This window comes from Ohtaekwangia sp., assembly GCF_036786105.1.
Lineage (GTDB): Bacteria > Bacteroidota > Bacteroidia > Cytophagales > Cyclobacteriaceae > Ohtaekwangia.
Genome location: NZ_DAIQRQ010000018.1, coordinates 17,941 through 38,446, shown reverse-complemented (window position 1 = coordinate 38,446; position 20,506 = coordinate 17,941). Strand labels below are relative to the sequence as shown.

At 46.5% G+C, this 20,506-nt stretch carries 7 protein-coding genes and 1 pseudogene; 7 read left to right on the top strand and 1 reads right to left on the bottom strand.

Going from position 1 to position 20,506, the window contains the following annotated elements:
- From V7Q33_RS10290 to V7Q33_RS10270, 5 genes and pseudogenes are all read left to right on the top strand, one after another.
- Positions 1 to 671, top strand: a pseudogene (locus V7Q33_RS10290) (SusC/RagA family TonB-linked outer membrane protein); the annotation flags it as partial.
- Between the two features lie 12 nt (positions 672 to 683).
- Positions 684 to 2,366: a RagB/SusD family nutrient uptake outer membrane protein gene (locus tag V7Q33_RS10285; RefSeq protein WP_333819779.1), complete on the top strand. Its 1,683-nt coding sequence runs from the start codon at positions 684 to 686 to the stop codon at positions 2,364 to 2,366.
- 72 nt (positions 2,367 to 2,438) lie between these two features.
- Positions 2,439 to 5,786 (top strand): VCBS repeat-containing protein, encoded by a 3,348-nt coding sequence (locus tag V7Q33_RS10280; RefSeq protein WP_333819778.1) that lies wholly within the window; start codon positions 2,439 to 2,441, stop codon positions 5,784 to 5,786.
- A 29-nt stretch (positions 5,787 to 5,815) separates the two neighbouring features.
- The gene (locus V7Q33_RS10275; RefSeq protein WP_333819777.1) at positions 5,816 to 7,369 is read left to right on the top strand and encodes a glycoside hydrolase; all 1,554 of its coding nucleotides are present in this window, start codon (positions 5,816 to 5,818) and stop codon (positions 7,367 to 7,369) included.
- Between the two features lie 26 nt (positions 7,370 to 7,395).
- Positions 7,396 to 9,822 carry a sugar-binding domain-containing protein gene (locus V7Q33_RS10270; RefSeq protein WP_333819776.1) on the top strand — a complete coding sequence of 809 codons (2,427 nt, stop codon included), beginning with the start codon at positions 7,396 to 7,398 and terminating at the stop codon, positions 9,820 to 9,822.
- A 223-nt stretch (positions 9,823 to 10,045) separates the two neighbouring features.
- Here the strand turns inward: V7Q33_RS10270 and V7Q33_RS10265 are convergent, their stop codons facing one another.
- On the bottom strand, positions 10,046 to 11,650 hold the full coding sequence (locus V7Q33_RS10265) for an arylsulfatase (protein ID WP_333819775.1): 1,605 nt from the start codon (positions 11,648 to 11,650) through the stop codon (positions 10,046 to 10,048).
- Positions 11,651 to 11,755: 105 nt separating this feature from the next.
- On the opposite strand from V7Q33_RS10265, the gene V7Q33_RS10260 reads away from it, so the two are divergent.
- A complete protein-coding gene (locus tag V7Q33_RS10260; protein ID WP_331979965.1) occupies positions 11,756 to 11,962 on the top strand; it encodes a hypothetical protein in 207 nt (68 codons plus the stop codon).
- A gap of 783 nt (positions 11,963 to 12,745) precedes the next feature.
- Positions 12,746 to 20,506 (top strand): Ig-like domain-containing protein, encoded by a 7,761-nt coding sequence (locus tag V7Q33_RS10255; protein WP_333819774.1) that lies wholly within the window; start codon positions 12,746 to 12,748, stop codon positions 20,504 to 20,506.

The following is a 20,506-nucleotide window of genomic DNA, read 5'->3' as shown; positions in this document are numbered from 1 at the left end:
TGAGCTATCAGCGCCAGACAGGCCGTCCACTGAATACGTATTTACTGTATAATGCGATCGGTATCTTCCGTACGCAAAGCGATCTGGATAGCCATCCACACCTTGACAACGCACAACTCGGTGACCTGATCTACGAAGACTACAATGGCGATGGTAAGATTACGGCAGACGATCAGGTGCGCACCAAGTATGGAAATATACCGCAGATTACATACGGTATAAACCTGAATGCAGGCTGGAAGCGTTTCGATGTATCCATACTCTTCTCTGGTCAGGGACGCGTTAGCCAGTTTGTATTACCTGAATCCGGAACGATCGGTAACTTCTATAGCGACTGGGCTGATAATCGTTGGAGTCCTTCCAATGTAAACGGCAGCTTCCCACGCGTAGATACCCGTGCATCGTCTTCGATAAACGGTGGTTTGTATCGCAGCACATTCTGGTTAAATAACGCATCATTCCTTCGTTTGAAGAATATAGCGATTGGATATAACATTCCTGCAGCCATCGCATCCAAGCTTCATCTCTCCAACCTGCGCGTATATGCTAATGCCTTTAACCTCTTTACAATAACAAAGGTTAAAAACTATGATCCGGAAGGAAGCAGCGAGAGCGGACAGTTCTATCCGCAGCAGCGTATCATTAACCTGGGTGTAAACCTTCAGTTCTAAAACATGAAAATTATGAGAATGAAATTTAGATATATACTCCTGATAGGTGCCGTTGCACTGGCAGCATCGATGGTTGGCTGTAAAGAAGATTTTCTTGATATAAAGCCAACCAGTATCGTAACAGACGATGTTCTTGCACAAGACTCGGCATTGCTTGAAGATTTTATCGTTAACCGCTATATGGGGGTGCGTTTGCAGGATAAAGAAGGTGAAGGAACTGCCCCCGGTTTTGGTCGCGGATTCGAATATGCATTGTGGGCATCGGTAACCGATGAAGCCATGTATAACAGTGATGATAACACGTGGCTGATGCAACGTGGATTGCTGGCGCCTGAAAATACAGGTATAGCCGGAACATTCTGGTCAAGAAGCTATCGCAGCATTCGTGAATGCAATACCGCTTTGAAAACGCTCAACAAAATTACGATGAGCCAGGCACACAAAGATCAGTTAACAGCTGAAGTGAAATTTATTCGTGCATACCGTTATCACGATCTGCTGCGCAACTATGGTAAAGTAGTGTTGATGGGCGATTCAGTATATAACCTCGATGACAAGCTTACAAATGATGCACTCTTTCAGCGTGCTTCTATTGCAGACGGTGTCAATTATATAGTAAAAGAGCTCGATGCTGCTGCTGCTAATTTGCCGGCGGCAAACGATAATACGAAATGGAAACTGGGTCGCGCAACAAAAGGTGCAGCCCTGGCATTGAAGGCACGTGTTCTGTTGTATGCTGCAAGCCCGCTGTACAACGCAGGCACATGGCAAGCCGCTGCCGCTGCTGCACAGGATGTAATTTCATTAGGCGCATATTCACTGCATTCCGATTACCAGGAGTTGTTCCATACACCATCGAGCAGCGAGATCATTTTTGAAAGACTCTATGCAATTGGTGCACGACACGTTTGTTTGGAAATCTCCAACAGCCCGAATGGTTACGGTGGCTGGGCCGGTAACACACCACTCCAGAATTTAGTGGATGCTTATGAAGTAAAAGTAGATGCTAACACCGCGGTGCCATTCGACTGGAATAATTCTACGCATGCAAATGATCCATATAGCAATCGCGACCCACGTTTTTATGCAAGTATACTGTATAACGGTGCTGACTATCGCGGTCGTGCTATTGAAACCTTTACACCAGGTGGCCAGGATAGCAAAGATGGTAAAGACAACTGGAACACTTCCAAGACCGGCTATTACCTGCGCAAATTCCTGGACGACAATCTGCCGATCAACAACCCGTGGGATGTGGCCGGTACACAACCGTGGATTTATATGCGTTATGCCGAAGTATTGTTGAACTATGCTGAAGCGCAGAACGAAGCAGTAGGTCCGGATGGTACAGTATATAACGCAATCAATCTGATACGTGCACGTGCCAACATGCCGGCGCTGCCTGCTGGTCTTACGCAGGATAAAATGCGTGATGCTATTCGCAGGGAACGGCAGGTAGAGCTCGCCTTTGAAGAGCACCGCTTCTACGATGTGCGCCGCTGGATGATCGCCATGGATACCGAGAATGAACCGGCCTATGGTATTACTATTACTAAGAACGGAAGTACATTAACGTACGCACGCAAAGTTGCACTCGATGGACGCAAGTTCGAAGAGAAACATTACTGGCTGCCGATTCCGCGCGCAGAGATACAAGCCTCCGGAAACAAGCTGGAGCAGAATCCGAACTATTAATTCGTAAACAGGTAAACATGCAACGGGCACACGAGAACATCGTGTGCCCCGCTGCATTTTTTTCAAAATATTATGCAGTGGTCACAACTTCGCTATTTTATTCTAACCACAGCTATTTATAGCAGCATAGCCTGGTTGCTCACAGCCTGCAACACACCTACTACTCCGGGCGGCTTTGTGCAGCTCGACCCTTCCGAAACCGGTATATCTTTTGCCAACACACTGGAAGAAACGCCAGTACGCAACATCATGACGTATGAGTATATGTACAACGGCGGTGGCGTGGCAGCCGGTGATCTCAACAACGATGGCCTCATCGATCTCATCTTTACAGGTAACACCGTTTCCAACAAAGTATACCTCAACAAAGGTCAATGGAGATTTGAAGACATTACAGAAAAAGCCGGTCTTGCCGGACGGCCGCACTGGAAAACCGGTGTAACGCTGGCCGATGTGAATGCAGACGGCAAACTGGATATATACCTGTGTTATTCCGGCCCCGGCACAGATCAGGAGCGCTGCAACGAACTATATATTAACAATGGTGAAGCGGTGCCTACATTTACCGAACAGGCAGCCGCGTATGGCCTGGATGCATGCGGTACATTTTCTACCCAAGCCTCTTTCTTTGATTACGACCGCGATGGTGATCTCGATATGTTTCTGCTCAACCATGCGCGGCTTACCTATAATCCCTTTTTTAATTCGCGAAAGCTGCGTGCCATGCGCCACCCGCAATACGGTAATCGCCTGTATCGAAACGATCAGGGCAAATATACCGATGTGAGTGTAGTAGCCGGCATTCATGGCAGTGGTGTAAACTTTGGGCTCGGTGTTTCGGTAAGCGACATTGACCTGGATGGCTGGCCCGATCTCTATGTTTCCAACGACTATGAAGAGCAGGATTTTCTATACCTCAACAATCACGATGGTACATTTCGTGAAACCCTTCGAAAATCATTCCGTCATATAGCCCGCAACGGCATGGGCACCGATATAGCCGACTATAACAACGATGGTTTACCCGATGTGATGGTAGTAGATATGCTGCCGGAAGATAATTACCGTCAAAAAATATTGAAAGGCCCGGACGATTACGATCGTTATAATTTACTGCGCGATAGCGGCTATCATCACCAGAATATGCGCAATGTATTGCAGCTCAACCTGGGTATAGGGCCGGATAGCGTACCCGTCTTCAGTGAAATTGGTCAACTCGCAGGCGTATCCAATACCGATTGGAGCTGGTCGCCATTGTTTGCTGATTTTGATAATGATGGCTGGAAAGACTTGCTCATTACCAATGGCTTTCTGCGCGACTTCACCAATCTCGATTTTGTAAAATATAGCTATGAAGCAAATCAAAAGAAGAACCGTGCACAGGGTGGCGCACAGGAACCGTATGAGCTGGTAAAGCAACTTCCTTCTACCAAACTGCAGCACTATATATTTCGCAATAACCACGACCTCACCTTTACCAACGCCACACAATCGTGGAATCTGGCAGAGAAGTCCGTAGCCAATGGAGCCATCTATGCCGACCTCGATAACGATGGTGATCTGGACATTGTGACTAATAATATTAACCAACCGGCTTCTGTATATCGCAATGATATAGCTGGTAAAAATGATCATTATATAAAAATACGATTGCAGGGCAGCGCGCAGAATACTTTTGCCATCGGTGCGAAAGTGAAGATCAGTACCAAAGATCATGAACAAGTACAGGAGTTGGTGATGACAAGGGGCTTCCAGTCGGCTGTGCCCGCGGAAATAATTTTTGGCACAGGCTCCGATACAACAATAGCCGAAATTCAGGTAACATGGCCCGATGGTATAACAACTTTGCTAACCGATGTGAAATCTGACACGGTGTTGCCGATTCACTACAAGCCGTATGTTTCAACGGGCACAAGCTATATATCCGGTGCAAAGAAATGGTTTGAAGATGTGGCAGCGCGATCGCGCATTGCCTATCGCCACAAAGAAAATGATTTTATCGATTACAAGATACAATATATAGTTCCCTACCAGCTTTCAAAGTATGGACCCTGCATTGCATCGGTGGATGTAAATAAGGATGGTGAAGACGATTTTTATATCGGTGGTGCCAGCGGCCAGTCAGGCAAGCTATATATAGCGAAGCAGGGCACTTTTACAGAACACAAAACACAACCGTGGGCAGCGGATAGCTTGCAGGAAGACACCGGGTCATTATTCTTTGATGCCGATGGCGATAATGATGCTGATTTGTATGTGGTAAGCGGAGGCGTTGAATTTCCGCCAGCCTGGGCACCGTTGCTGCAAGACAGACTTTATCTGAATGATGGTACCGGCAAATTCACCAAAGCAGAAAATATACTTCCATCCGATATAGCGAATGGAAGCTGCGCAGCAGCGAGTGATTTCGATAAAGATGGCGACCTTGATTTGTTCGTGGGCGGACGATCAGTACCCGGTAATTATCCACTGCCATCGCTGAGCTACCTGCTGCGCAACGAAACCAAAAACGGTATTGTAAAATTTACACGCGTTACACCCGAAGCATTGCAAAAGCCGGGCATGGTAACATCCGCGTTATGGACAGACTATAATCATGATACCTGGCCCGACCTGATGATTGCCGGTGAGTTTATGCCGGTAATGCTCTTCGAGAATCAGCAGGGAAAGCTCGTTGATAAAACACATGAAGCTGGTCTTGAACATACTGAAGGCCTGTGGTGCAAACTATACGAAGCGGATATGGATAACGATGGCGATCCGGATGTGATTGCCGGCAATGCCGGATTGAATTTACCTTTTAAGGCATCGGTTACAGAACCGCTCACCATACATGCCGGAGATTTCAATGGTGATGGCCGTATCGATCCCATCATGTCGTACTATATACAGGGCAAACAATATCCCTATAGCTCACGCGATGAAATGCTGGAACAACTGCCCGCGTTGAAACGCAAGTTTATAACGTACGAGTCGTACGCAAAGGCTACGCTTGTTGATATTCTCACAGATGAGCAACGTGCAAGCGCCAAAGTACTTTCGGTATATACTACGGCAAGTTGCATACTTAATAACAACGGTCACGGAAAATTTACCTGCACCGCATTGCCGGTAGAAGCACAGTTTAGCATGATATCGGCTATAGCATTCGAAGATTTTAATCACGATGGTATAAAGGATATACTGGTTGCTGGTAATTTTTATCCGTACCGTGTGCAGTGGGGGCGTAACGATGCGTCTTCCGGGTTAGTGCTGCAGGGCACTGTTAGTGGCAAATATATACCTCAGTTATACCGACAAACAGGTTTTTATGCAGTGGGTGACATACGCAGCATGGCATTGTTGAAAAGTGCTAACCAGCGCCTCGTACTCCTGGGCCGCAACGATGATACACCGCTGCTTTTTAAATGCGTTCCATAATTTGTTAAACTTATACAGACTATTTATTCATGTGTAGAAATTATTTATTGGTGATGCTGGCAATAGTAGTTGGCGGTTGTTCGAAGTCAGATTCCGCTGGCCCTGCATCTTCTTCCAATGAGACGGTGGTCACCATTCACGTTCAGGATAAAAAACAAACCATTCACAACTTCGGTGCATCCGATGCGTGGGCTTGCCAATATATAGGCTTGTGGCCCGATGAAAAACGAAATCAGGTGGCCAACTGGTTGTTCAGCACGGAAACCGATGCAGCCGGTAAACCTGCCGGTATAGGGCTCTCGCTCTGGCGATTTAATATTGGAGCCGGTAGTGCTGCACAAGATAATATCTCCGATGAGTGGCGCAGAGCAGAAGGTTTTATGAAAGATGATAAAACTTACGACTGGTCGAGGCAGGCGGGGCAGCAGTGGTTCATGCAGGCTGCGCAGCAGCGCGGGGTATCGCAGTTCCTCGCGTTTACCAATAGCCCTCCCGTACAGCTTACAAGGAATGGAAAGGCATTTTCAAGTGATGGCGGCCATGCTAATATCAGCGCCACCAACTATAAAGCATTTGCTGTATTTCTTGCAGATATAGTAAAGCATTTTCAGTCGCAAGGCATTACGCTCAATTACCTGAGCCCCTTTAACGAGCCGCAGTGGGACTGGACTAGCAATGGACAGGAAGGAACTCCCTATACCAACCAGGAGATTGTTGATATCACGAAGAAGCTGGATTCAGTGCTCACGGCCTATAGTCTGTCTACACGCATTCAGATAGGAGAGGCTGCCAAGATGAACTATCTCTACGAAGAAAGCGATAAGCCAACGCGTGGCAACCAGATCAAGGATTTTTTTGGCAACACATCTTCGCATTATATAGGCGATCTGTCGCATGTAGATAAGATGATATCCGCGCACAGCTACTTTACGTCAGCACCCATGGAGACAATGATCCAGGTGCGTAAAAATATAGCGAATGCTATATCGCAGGCCTCTATACCATTAGAGTTCTGGCAAAGTGAATATTGTATACTGGGCGATCAGGAAGAAATTCCCGGCGGTGGTAAAGATACAGGCATGACTACGGCACTCTATGTAGCACGCCTTATTCATCACGACCTTACGGTAGCCAATGCTTCTGCCTGGCAGTGGTGGACGGCTATATCGGTATATGATTATAAAGACGGACTTATTTATGCTGATAAGAATAAAACCAATGGAAATATAGAAGATACCAAATTGCTGTGGGCACTGGGTAACTATAGCCGGTTTATTCGCCCGGGCGCAGTGCGGGTTAGTGTAACATCGGATAAAAACATAAACAACACCAAGGGTTTGATGATTTCATCCTATATACATGAAACCGATAAAAAACTGGTTACGATTATTGTTAACTACAGTAACATCGATTCGGTGATCCAGCTGGCGGTTGACGGAGCCAAAACCGGACCAATAAAACCCTACATCACCTCTGCACAGGCAGACGAAGACCTGAAGCCTCTTGCCGATGTAGCGGCCGATCAATCAATAACCATCCCCAGGAACGCAGTCGTGACGCTGGTGAGTGATATGGTTGAATAATATGAATACCCAAACCCAGATATTCTGTGAAAAATATAGTTTACATCCTGCTGCTATATATGCTGTTGCCCGGTGCCGATGTGCTGGCGCAGCGGCAGACTACTCTTTTTAATGACGACTGGAAGTTTTACAAAGGTGATGTAACATCCGGAGAGAAATTGGCAACATCCGATCAGGCATGGCGCACGGTAGACCTGCCGCACGATTGGAGCATTGAAGGACCTTTCAGCGATGCCTGGGCCAGTGGCACCGGTTATCTTCCTGCCGGCATCGGCTGGTATAGAAAATCGTTCGGGCTTTTGCCTGGCCAACAGAACAAAAACATTTATCTGTATTTTGATGGTGTATATAAAAACAGCGAAGTATGGATCAATGAACATTACCTGGGCAAACGACCCAATGGTTATGCTTCTTTCTATTACGATGTTACTCCTTACCTGAAAGCCAAAGGTAAAAATCTGGTAGCGGTAAAAGTAGATCACACCGATTTTGCTGACTCACGCTGGTATACCGGCTCCGGTATAAATCGAAATGTATATTTAATTGCGACCGATCCGGTACACATAGCAGTGTGGGGAACGGTGTTTACAACGCCATCTGTTTCTGCAGAGAAAGCTGTAGCCGATGTGCAGGTAACTGTAAAGAACAATACACTCCAATCATCAGATACCCGTATCGTAGTAACGCTTCAGGATGGAAACGGTAAAATAGTAGCCACAAGCGAAGCCAAAGCAACGGCGGCCCATGGAAAAACAACAGACCTCCATGTATCGATGGCGATAAATAAACCTTCTCTGTGGTCTGCCGAAAAGCCTGCGCTTTATACATTGCATACAACACTCTATGCAGGAAGTAAAGCGGTAGATGATGTGACAGAACGCGTAGGCTTCCGCACGTTTCGTTTTGATGCCAACAAAGGTTTCTTCCTGAATGATGTTAACCTCAAACTGAAAGGAGTATGTATACACGATGATGCCGGAGCACTTGGTTCGGCGGTGCCGAAAGATGTATGGGCACGCAGGCTGAGAGCGCTCAAGGCCGGAGGCTGCAATTCCATTCGCATGAGCCATAACCCGCACCAGGATTATCTATATGATCTGTGCGATGAATTGGGATTCATTGTTCAGGATGAAGCGTTCGATGAGTGGGAGATAGGTAAAAACAAATGGATCAAGGGATGGAATATAGGCACACCTGGTAAAGATGGCTATCATACTTACTTTGCCGAATGGGCTGACCGCGATCTGCGCGATATGATTTTGCGCGATCGTAATCATGCCTGCGTCCTGATGTGGAGCATTGGTAATGAGATCGACTACCCGAACGATCCCTATTCACACGAAGTGTTGAACACAGGCAGAAACCCACAGATATATGGCAGAGGCTACGAGGCGGGTAATCCTCCGGCCAGCAGGTTGGGCGAAATAGCCCGGCATCTTGTGCAGGTAGTAAAACAAACGGACACTACACGACCGGTTACAGCGGCGCTTGCCGGTGTGGTGATGTCCAACTATACATCGTTTCCGGATGCACTCGATATTGTAGGCTATAATTACCAGGAGTATCGCTATGCCGAAGATCATCGTCAATATCCCAATCGCATAATCTACGGCAGCGAGAATAGTCGTTCATACAACGCCTGGGCTGTTGTTGATAGTACAGAGTATATTTCCGCGCAGTACTTGTGGACGGGTATAGATTTTATGGGCGAAGCACACGTATGGCCGTTGCGCAGCAGCGGTGTTGGCCTTCTGGATCTTGCGGGTTTTGAAAAGCCCGAGTATTATTATCGCAAAAGCCTTTGGTCGAATGATCCTGTGGTATACCTCGCAGCACGAAAATTACCGGCTGAGCGCAGGCGTGCTATGGTTGGCGGCGATATACAATCACACTGGAATTGGAATGGCACCGATTCCCTTCAAGTGCTTTGCTTCACCAATGCCGGTGAAGCCGAATTGTTTGTGAATGGAAAGTCGCTCGGTAAAAGAAAACGTACGCAGCAAGATCAGCAAATCATTCATTGGAGCGTACGCTACGAACCTGGTGAGGTAACCGTGCAAGCCTATAACAATGGTGTAGCAGGAGGTAAGTATACATTAGTGACCAGCGGCGAAGCCACTTCGCTGGCGGTGAATACTGACCGCAAAGACCTTCCGGCCAATAGGGACAACGTTGCGCACGTTTCCATCTCCGCTATAGATATGCGTGGCAACATTAATTATCAGGCAGCACAGGAAGTAGAAATTAGTATAGAAGGTCCTGGTAAATTGATAGGCCTGGAAAGCGGTGATCTTGCGAGTCATGAAGATTACAAAGCTTCAAAGCGGAAATTATACCAGGGAAAATTACTGGCATATATACAAGCTGTAAAACCAGGACGTATTAAGGTCACTGTAAACGCGGTAGGTTTAAAATCTTCTACACTGGAGTTAAATGCAACGGAACAACGGTGATCCATACCGCTCATCATGCAGTTAGTAACGATCACAGGCCGTATTTGAATTTCAACATTTCCAGCAACCATTGGTCGACTAAATGATACAAAATCCGAATCACTTTATACATTTGCAGCTTCTTACCTGAAGACGCAGGTAGGTTAGGTTAAGAAAGCAGGCTATATCAGACGGATGAAGCCTGCTTTTATCATTTATATACTTCTGTTCATAATGCTGAAGATTAATTTGCCCCAGGTATCGCCATGGGTTGTGCTGGTTTAATCTTGTCGTAATCTGCCACGCCCGTTTTGGCAGCCCACTGGCTGTATTCAACAGAGAGCTCATTCACAACGTCAGGAAATTTTCCGGATAGATCGGTCGTCTCGCCCCGATCTTTACTTAAATCATACAACTCCCAGGTGTACAAAGGATACGTAGATACAATCTTCCATTTTCCTTTGCGCACGGCACGATTGCCGGCTCGCTCCCAGCATAGTGCTTCACCGCGATCTACTTCGGCAGCTTGCCCGCTCAGCACCGGCAGAAGATTTTTGCCAGCCAACGGCAGCGCTGTGTGCCCGTTGTATTTTTCAGGATACTTCGCACCGGCCAGTGCATAAAATGTAGGCGCTATATCTATAATGTGGCCGGTGCCTTTTACAATCGCTCCACGCTTTACATAACCTGGAAACCACGCAATGAACGGCGTGCAGATGCCACCTTCATGCATGTTGTTTTTATATTGACGAAGCGGAGTGTTGGAAACGTACGCCCAGCTTTGTTCCTGGTAATCGTATGATCCCGGTGTGCCGATCGGCCCGGTGTTGCGCTGCGGCTTGCGCGCTGTGCTTGCATAACCGCCCTGTGCGCCATTGTCAGACAGAAATACAATGAGCGTGTTGTTATCTTTTTTCAGTTCTTTCAGCGTTGTTAGCAATCGTCCTATATTTTGATCCACACGATCGAGCATCGCAGCATATACTTCCATCTTGGCTTTCCACAATTGCTTTTGATCGTAGGTGAGATTATCCCACTTGGGTACTTCGGTATCGCGTGTGGCGATGCGCTCATCCGGAAGTAAAATTCCCAATGTTTTTTGTCGGGCAATCCGTTCCTGTCGCAGAGAATCCCAGCCAATATCGTAGCGTCCTTTATACTTCGCTATATCTTCCGGCAATGCCTGTAGCGGCCAGTGCGGTGCATTGAATGCGAGGTATAAGAAGAAGGGCTTACCTGTTTTATTCTGCGCCTGTAAAAATTCCAGAGCGTTGTCAGTAATTTTATCCGTCAGGTATTCGCCCGGTTTGAGTTTTTCCTGCTGGTTATTCTTAATCAATACCACCGGCTCTGCCTTTCCATACGCACCAATGTCGAAGTAATTGCTTGCACCCGGTATAAATCCATAGAACTGCTCGAAGCCTCGTTGGTTCGGCCAATATATACTGTCTTTGCCCAGGTGAGATTTACCCGCCATCAACGTGCTATAGCCGTTTTGCTTTAAGACTTCAGCAAGCGTGAGTGATTCTTTATTAAGAAAACCTTGATAAGCAGGCAAGCCGAGGTTTACATCAAAGTATCCCATACCAGCCCGGTGGGCGTATTGACCCGTGATAAGCGATGCGCGTGTGGGAGCACAAATCGAGTTGTTGTAAAATTCGCGGAAGCGTGTACCCTCACTCGCAAGCTTGTCGATGTTGGGTGTTTTTATTTCAGAGCCATAGGCGCCTATATCAGAGTAACCCATATCATCCACCATGATGAGAATGATATTAGGCCTGGCGGATTTTTGTGACAACGCCGGTATACCGCTTATACCCAGAAGAAGGCAGGTAAGTAGTTGTTTCATAAAGATGCTTTGAAAACAAAAATAGTCTATTAGTTCTATAGACTTAAAATATTTAGCATTTTTGTTCTCCGGAGTGCGGACGTATGTGATGAACGGAGATATACAATGATAACGATAGCTAATCGTTTTATGACGGAAAAGGAAATTGAGAAACTGGCAGCGCAGGTAACGCGACTTCAGTTACAGCTAACGCGAAAAGAAAATTGCCTGGAGCGAACACGCAAAAGCCTCGATGCATCGCGCAGGCATAACACGCGGTTGAAGCAACAGGTAATCTATCTTCAGCAGAAGATCGTGGACTACTATGGATAAATATACCGTTGAAAATAGCCAACGAGCCGGGTGATGAAAAACGTGTGCTCATCTGCTCGCACAACGCATAAGAAGTTAAGTGCAACGCAAAACTACATGGCTACAGCGCCATCGATCAATCGTATCACTTCGATAACGCAAATGATATCGGCCCATCGCTTCAGGTAATAGCCTCCTCAATCAAACGACTTATAGATTCTGCCCAAGTGAACGATGCATTGCGTGGAATTCGAATTTTACGGATGACCTTTTATGTATACCCCAATACGTGGCATGTTAATCTATGCTATGGCGTTGATTTTTGATGCACGAAACTTTCATACCGTATAATGCAACGTTTGCCATACACGCACATATTACAGAGTAAGTAAGCTGAAGTAACCAATATATGGTGATGCTAATTCCGGTCCGGTTCTGCTAACTGTTTGAGTTATATCTATGCTGTGAATAAATTCTTTGTCTCAGGAGTATGTTTTTACCCAGAACAAACGTGTTCTATAAGAAAATAAAAAAATTAACTTTTAGTGAAACATTACATGTGAGGTAGTATTGCTATACTTGCGGGCTTAAATTTTAAGTATATAAAAAAATACGTTTGATTTTATCCCCAATTTAGCTAGTATGATACGCACTTCATTGCTGTTACTTCTTGTAATGGCATCGTTGTTTTCTTATTCCCAGCCAGGAAAATCCGGAAACGTTACTATTTCAACCGCAGGTTCGGTTGTAAATACATACAGTAAAATTACGGTAGATGTACCCCAAGGGTCCTCCACGATAACAGTGAATAGTATTGCGTCCGACCTCGGAGGCCTTTCTGCTGGTGATTTGATTATGCTATACCAGGCTCAGGGTGCAGAAATTCAAACCACCGATGATAATAATTATGGAACCATAACCAATTATAGAGGAGCGGGGCAATACGAGTATGCTTATGTAGCTTCTGTATCATCCAACACAATTTCCCTTGCCTGTAAAACAAAACAATCTTATTCGGCAAGCGCGCATTCGCAGGTTGTAAAAGTACCCCAATATGATAACCTTACAATCAACAGTGGCGCTTCTATTGTTGCCAAAAAGTGGGATGGAAATACAGGAGGAATCACTGCTGTTCATGTAAAGACTATATTAAAAAACAACGGAGAGATCAGCGCTTCCTTTTCTGGTTTCAGAGGCGGCAAGCGTGATAACATCACCACTTCACCAGGCCCTGGTGTCATTACACTGTATCGTTCGCCATTGATGGCCGATGGTGGAGAAAAAGGTGAGAGCATTGCCGGATACCAGAGTGAGTATGATGCTGCCGGAATGGGCGGCAGGTATGGGCGAGGTGCTCCTGCCAACGGTGGTGGCGGTGGAAACGCACACAATGCCGCAGGAGGAGGAGGCGCAAATGGTAATAACGGCAATCTATGGACAGGTGCCGGTGTTATGGACCCTAATCCACTTTATACAGCAGCGTGGGCTCTTGATCCGGACTATATTTCGAATGGAAACCAGTTAACGAATTCATCCGGTGGTGGCCGGGGAGGATATACCTATGGCGCAAATAATGGAGATGCATTTTCAACGCCTTTGAGCAGCGTTGCGTGGGGAGGCGACTATCGCGATCCGGTAGGTGGAAGAGGAGGCAGGCCGCTAAATGCCATTGTAGAGACAAGAATATTTTTTGGCGGAGGTGGTGGTGCCGGAGATGGTAACAATAATGCTTCTAATGGCGGAGGCGATGGTGGCGGAATAGTTTACATCATCGCACCGGTGTTGAATGGAACCGGAACCATCTCTGCCCAGGGAATGAATGGCCTTAACACCATTCCAGCGCATAATGATGCACCGGGTGGTGGCGGAGGCGGAGGTACTATCATTATAAAATCCTTTGCTTTTACGGGCCAGGCACTCAATGCCAACGGTGGCTCTGGAGGTAATCAATTAATTACGTCAGCAGAATCGGAAGGATGCGGAGGAGGAGGCGGTGGTGGTTTCATTGCAATTCCTACACCTGCTACCGGAAGTTGTGGTATATCGAATTCTTATACCTATATATATGGCACGAACGGTTTAAGTACCTCAAGTTCTGTAACTGAATTTCCTCCCAACGGAGGCACCTGGGGAGCTATCGGTCAAAACGATGTTCCCGTGTCGCCATACTTTATCCCCTATACACTTACCTGTATAATTGATGAAGATGTTGATCATGTTCATGATCCAGGCGTAGATATTGATGATGATAATGATGGTATTGTAGACATTAAAGAAGGTATAAATGGTGTTGATCCCTCTGCCGATGAGGATAATGATTACGCTCCCAACTACGCCGATCCCAGTTTTGTGCCATACCTCGATTCGAATTGCGATGGGATTAACGACTATTTTGATTTTGACCTGGATGGTCAACCCGACTTTATCGATCTGGATTCAGATAACGATGGTATAACGGATTGCCTGGAAGCTGGTGGCAGCGATGCGAATGGTGATGGTATCATCGACAACTTTATAGATACCGATGCGAATGGTTTGTCTGATCAACTCGGTGCAGGATTACAACTTGTTGATTTAGATGGTGACGGTCTGTTTGCCTTTCGTGACCGGGATTCTGATGGTGATGGAATTTATGATATTATAGAAGCAGGAGGTATAGATGCTGATACCGATGGTATACTGGATGCCTTTGCCGATACCGATAAAGATGGCTATGGCAATACTGTTGACCCTACAACCAACCGCCTGACGCTCGGTGCATCCAATGCTTCGGGAAGTATACCTTTACCAGTTCCGGATACCGATCTTGATGGTTTCCGAAACTTTGAAGATATCGACAGTGATAACGATGGAATTTCAGATAATGTGGAAGGGCAGTCTACAGCAGGCTATAGGAAGCCGGTAGCGCTGGATAATGATGGTGATGGAATTGCCAATGTATATGACTTGACCAATGGCGGTATACCTATAGCATTATTAAACACGGATGGCGCAGATGTGCCCGATTATCTTGATAAAGATAGCGACAATGACGGAGTGGAAGATGCTATTGAAGGCAACGATGCAAATTCAGATGGTAGTGCTTCTCCGATTCTTCCGGTAGTGGGCGATTCAGACAGCGATGGTCTGCTTGACGGATATGATCTGATCGCTGGTTTTGATAACACAGTGGCAGGAATGGGTGGCAGCGGATCGAATTCTCCCCTGCAAGATACCGATGGCGATTTGATCAGAGACTGGCGGGATACCGATGATGACAATGATTGTATATTAACCGCATCGTCAGGAGCCAATGGAGAAAATACGAATAGTAATACAGTATGGGGTGATGATTTTACACAAGGTGGTTCTCCAACTCCCAACTATCTTTTCCCTACTAATAATCTTTCTGTTCAGGGTGCAAACAGATGTGGTGCAGGCGTTATAACGTTGTCAGCATCTTCAACCAGTTCAGGCATCTTCAGATGGTATGATGCCGCTGCCGGAGGTAATTTACTAAGAACATCAGGTACAGTTTCCTCCGATAACTTTACCACGCCTTCACTAAGCTCTTCAACAACATACTATGTTGATTTTGACAACGGCACGTGTACCAGTAAGAGAAAGGCAGTAACAGCAACCATAATAGATTCATCAAACACACCTGCTATAGTATCGGCTTCAAGGTGTGGGGCCGGCTCCGTTTCGCTCAGCGCTTCAACCGGTTCAACCGGAACGTTTCGATGGTACGATGCAGCCACCGGTGGCAGTCTTCTTCAAACCACTGCAAATGCCGGCACAAGTACATTTGTTACACCGTCTCTGTCTGCGAGTAAGACCTATTATGTAGAGTTTGGCAATGGCTCCTGTACCAGCGGCAGAGCATCTGTTACAGCAACAATTACACAGCCTCCGGTTGTAACAACAACTTCAGGTAGTACCTGTGGAAATTCAACGGTTACCCTAAGCGCCTCGGCTGCCAGTGCGGGAACTTTCAACTGGTATACGGCAAGCACCGGCGGAACCCTGGTAAGTACAAGCTCAGGAACGAATTCAAGCAGCTATACTCCTGCAACCGTAACGTCAAACCAGACTTACTATGTTGAATTTACCGATGGTACCTGTACCAGCGCGAGGACGGCCGTCACAGCAAATTTCACTTCTGCGCTGGCACCACCTTCTGCTTCCGGAAATACAATTTGTGCTGCGGGAAGTACATCGTTAACAGCATCGTATGCTTCAGCAGGTACTTTCAGATGGTATAGTGTAGCATCCGGCGGGGCACCCCTGCAAACCGATAACGCAGTAACTACCTCTACGTTCAACACGCCTTCACTTACTTCGAGTACAGATTACTATGTAGAATACTCGAATGGAACATGTACAACGGCCCGTGTAAAAGTAACCGCAAATGTATTGTCATCATCTGTTACCGGTATATCGTCCAGTAACTGCGGACCGGGCGCGGTAACACTGGGGGCCGTATCTACTGTGAGCGGAACCTTCAAATGGTATACGGCTGCATCGGGCGGAACTTTATTAGCCACCAGTAGCTCCGGAGTGAAAGAGTCAAGCTATACCACTCCAAACATCTCGACAACCACAACATACTATGTAGAATTCTCATCGTCATCTCCGGCATGTACGGCTCCTCGTGTTGCTGTTAAAGCCACTATTGCGCCAGCGGCTACAGTAACGGTTACAAATGGTACACTATGTTCACCGGGTAAAGTTACATTGAGTGCTTCCAGCACAACCAGTGGCACATTCCGTTGGTACACAGCCTCGACAGGAGGAACACTGCTTCAAACAACTTCATCAGCAACAACGTCCAGTTATACTACACCCTATTTATCAGCGACAACGGATTACTACGTTGAATTTGATCAGGGAACATGTGTTACTTCCAGAACTCCTGTACGCGCAGCCATTGTCAATACTTCGGATATTGCCGTTACGGATGCCACAGGTTGCGGAAGTGGTACGAGAACACTATTGGCAGCATCGAGCCTGGCAGGAACATTCAAGTGGTATACAGCGTCTTCCGGTGGTTCTGCCATTTCAACGTCTGGAGCCGGAGTGAACAGCCATTCGTTTACAACACCTTCCATAAGCTCAACGACTACATACTATGTCGAGCTGGTTACGGCTTCGCCCGCTTGTACAAGTCAGCGCGTGGCTGTTGTTGCAACCGTGCTTCCGGCAGCGGCCGCGCCAACGGCTATAGCAGGGTCAAGATGCGGACCGGGATCTGTAACCATTGCAGCCTCCAGTTCTGTAACCGGTACTATAAGATGGTACGATGCAGCAACCGGTGGAAACCTTTTACAAACAGATTATACCACAACGCTGTCTACCTATAAGACGCCAAGCATTGTGACCAATACAACCTACTATGCCGAATTCAGCAATGGCTCTTGTACAAGTTCAAGAACGCCTGTGCTTGCCAAAGTAAATGCAGGTGTAGCGCCTGCACCTCCTACGGCTACCGGAAGTTCAAGATGTGGAGAAGGAACTGTTACTTTGAATGCAAGCAGCTCCACCGCTGGTATTTTCAGATGGTACACAGCTTCGTCTGGAGGAACGTTGTTGCAGACATCGCTCAATTCAACTACGTCCAGCTATACTACGCCCGCTATAGCAACAAGCACCACCTATTATGTGGAATTTGATGACGGAACTTGTTTAAGCAGTGGAAGAACAGCCGTAACGGCTACAATTAATCAGTCACCGGCAGCTCCGGTTGCAAGTGCTGTGTATCGGTGCGGAAGCGGCCCTGTTTCATTAACAGCTACTTCTCCTGTATCGGGTACGTTCAGGTGGTATGATGCTTCCACAGGAGGCACGTTGCTATCCACTACAACTTCGTCATCAACCTCTGTGTATTCGCCGGTGGTAACTTCTTCAAAAATATATTATGTAGAGTTCGACAATGGCAATTGTTCCAGTACACCGAGAACAGCAGTAGAGGTAACGGTTAATGTACTTCCATCGGCACCTGCAGGAACAGGAGGCTCCGTGTGCGGATCGGGTTCTGCCTTGCTTCAGGCTTCATCAACAAATGCCGGTACGTTCAGATGGTACGATGCATCAACAGGAGGTAATCTCATGTTTACGAACTCCAATTCCAACGCCTCATCCTTTATTACTCCGGTAATTTCATCAAACACCGATTACTATGTTGAATTCGACAATGGTACTTGTACCAGTTTGCGCACTACTGTAACAGCGTCCGTTCAAACAGCCCCGGCAACACCAGTTGTTGTTTCCGGAAGTAGTTGTGGAGCGGGAACGGTTTCTCTCAAGGCTACTTCTTCGGTTTCAGGAACAATCCGGTGGTACTCTGCTTCGTCCGGAGGATCACTGCTTCAGACCGATGCCAATACAACAACGTCAACTTTTGTAACGCCTTCGCTTTCTGCCTCGCAAACATATTATGTCGAGTTTTACAACGGAACATGTGCGAGCTCAAGAGTTGCCGTTACAGCTACTATATACGACAGGCCTGCTATATCTTCAGCATCATCAGCTTGTTCCGGTATAGCCGGCAATGGTTCTATTGCTATTTCAGCATCGGTTCCATCCGGTACACTGGAGTACTCTATTGATGGCTCGTCATTTCAGAATTCGGCAAATTTTACCGGGCTTGCAAATGGAACCTATACTGTATTTGCACGTGAGAAAACAACCTTGTGCACCGCCAGCCAGTCCGGAGTTGTTGTGCAATGCAATACGCCACCGGTTGTAAGCGATAAAACAGTTAGTACAAATGAAAATACACCTATATCTGCCAGTGTTATTGGAGGCGGAGATAGTGACCCTGATGGAACAGCATTGACTGTAAACACAACTCCTGTTGTTGGTCCATCGCACGGAGTACTTGTATTAAATTCAGACGGAACCTATATCTATACCCCTAATGCAAATTATAGCGGTACGGAAATTATAACATTCCAGGTTTGTGATGCAGGCACTCCATTACCATCGGCTTGTATTACAAAGACGCTTACCATTACCGTTAACCCTGTAAACGATCCACCAGTTGCTACCAATGATACCGGTTCTACAGACGAAGATACACCGGTAACCATTACGGTAACGAGCAATGATACGGATGTAGACGGAACGATCGATGCATCCACTGTAGACCTTGATCCGGCTACGCCAGGTATTCAGAATACGTTCACAAATACATCCGGCAGCTGGAGTGTTAATGCATCAGGAGCAGTAACGTTTACACCGGCATCAGACTTTACCGGTTCAGCTACATTGAATTATACTGTAAACGACAACAACGGAGCTACTTCAAACACAGGAACACTTACTGTTACCGTTAATCCTGTAAACGATCCACCAGTTGCTACCAATGATACCGGTTCTACAGACGAAGATACACCGGTAACCATTACGGTAACGAGCAATGATACGGATGTAGACGGAACGATCGATGCATCCACTGTAGACCTTGATCCGGCTACGCCAGGTATTCAGAATACGTTCACAAATACATCCGGCAGCTGGAGTGTTAATGCATCAGGAGCAGTAACATTTACACCGGCATCGAATTTTTCCGGTTCGGCTACGTTGAACTATACTGTAAACGACAACAACGGAGCCACTTCAAACACAGGAACACTTACCATTACGGTTAATCCTGTAAACGATGCTCCGGTAGCAGCCGATGATTCCAATGTTACAACGGAAGGAGTACCTGTTTCAGGGTCCGTATCATTGAATGATTCTGATGTGGACGGAACGCTGGTGTATAATGTTACTCCTATAAGCGGCCCTGCTCATGGAACCATTACAATAACCAGCGATGGTAAGTATACCTATACACCGGAGAATGGTTTTGCAGGGACTGATGTAATCGAGATACAGGTTTGTGATAACGGCACGCCATCGTTGTGCACAAGTGAAAAACTTTCCATCGAGGTAAAGCCGTCTGCTGTAGTTAATCCGGTAACTGAAAATGACTCCATTACTGTTTCGGAAGGGCAGAATATCGTGCTGGGCATTTTGAACAATGACTTGAAAGGTTCAGCAGATATCGATGCAGGTTCTATAGATCTGGATCCTTCGGTGCCTGGCGTGCAAAGTGTATTAACGATTCCGGGTAAAGGAACCGCGAGTGTTGACGCTTCCGGAATTTTACACTTTGAACCGGAACCCGGTTTTACCGGAACCATTGAGTTTAATTATTCAATAAGTGACGTTAAAGGTAATCTCTCGAATACTGCCAAAGTAATCATATTGGTAGAGTCAAATCTGCCGGAAGGCGTAGTCGTTCCGAATGCATTTTCTCCCAATGGCGATGGCCGAAACGATCAGTTTATAATAGAGGGAGCCGAGAATCTTGATGTAGCACTATATGTGTATAACAGATGGGGGAATATAGTGTATTCCAGCAGCAACTATAAGAACAACTGGGAAGGAAATACATCCAATGTGCAAGACCCGGGCAATGCTACAAAAATTTCGCTGGGTGCCAACGATTCAAAATTGCCAGACGGTACTTACTTCTATATAGTCGAGTTTGCGAACCAGTCAAAACGATACTCAGGCTTTGTTGAACTCAGAAGATAA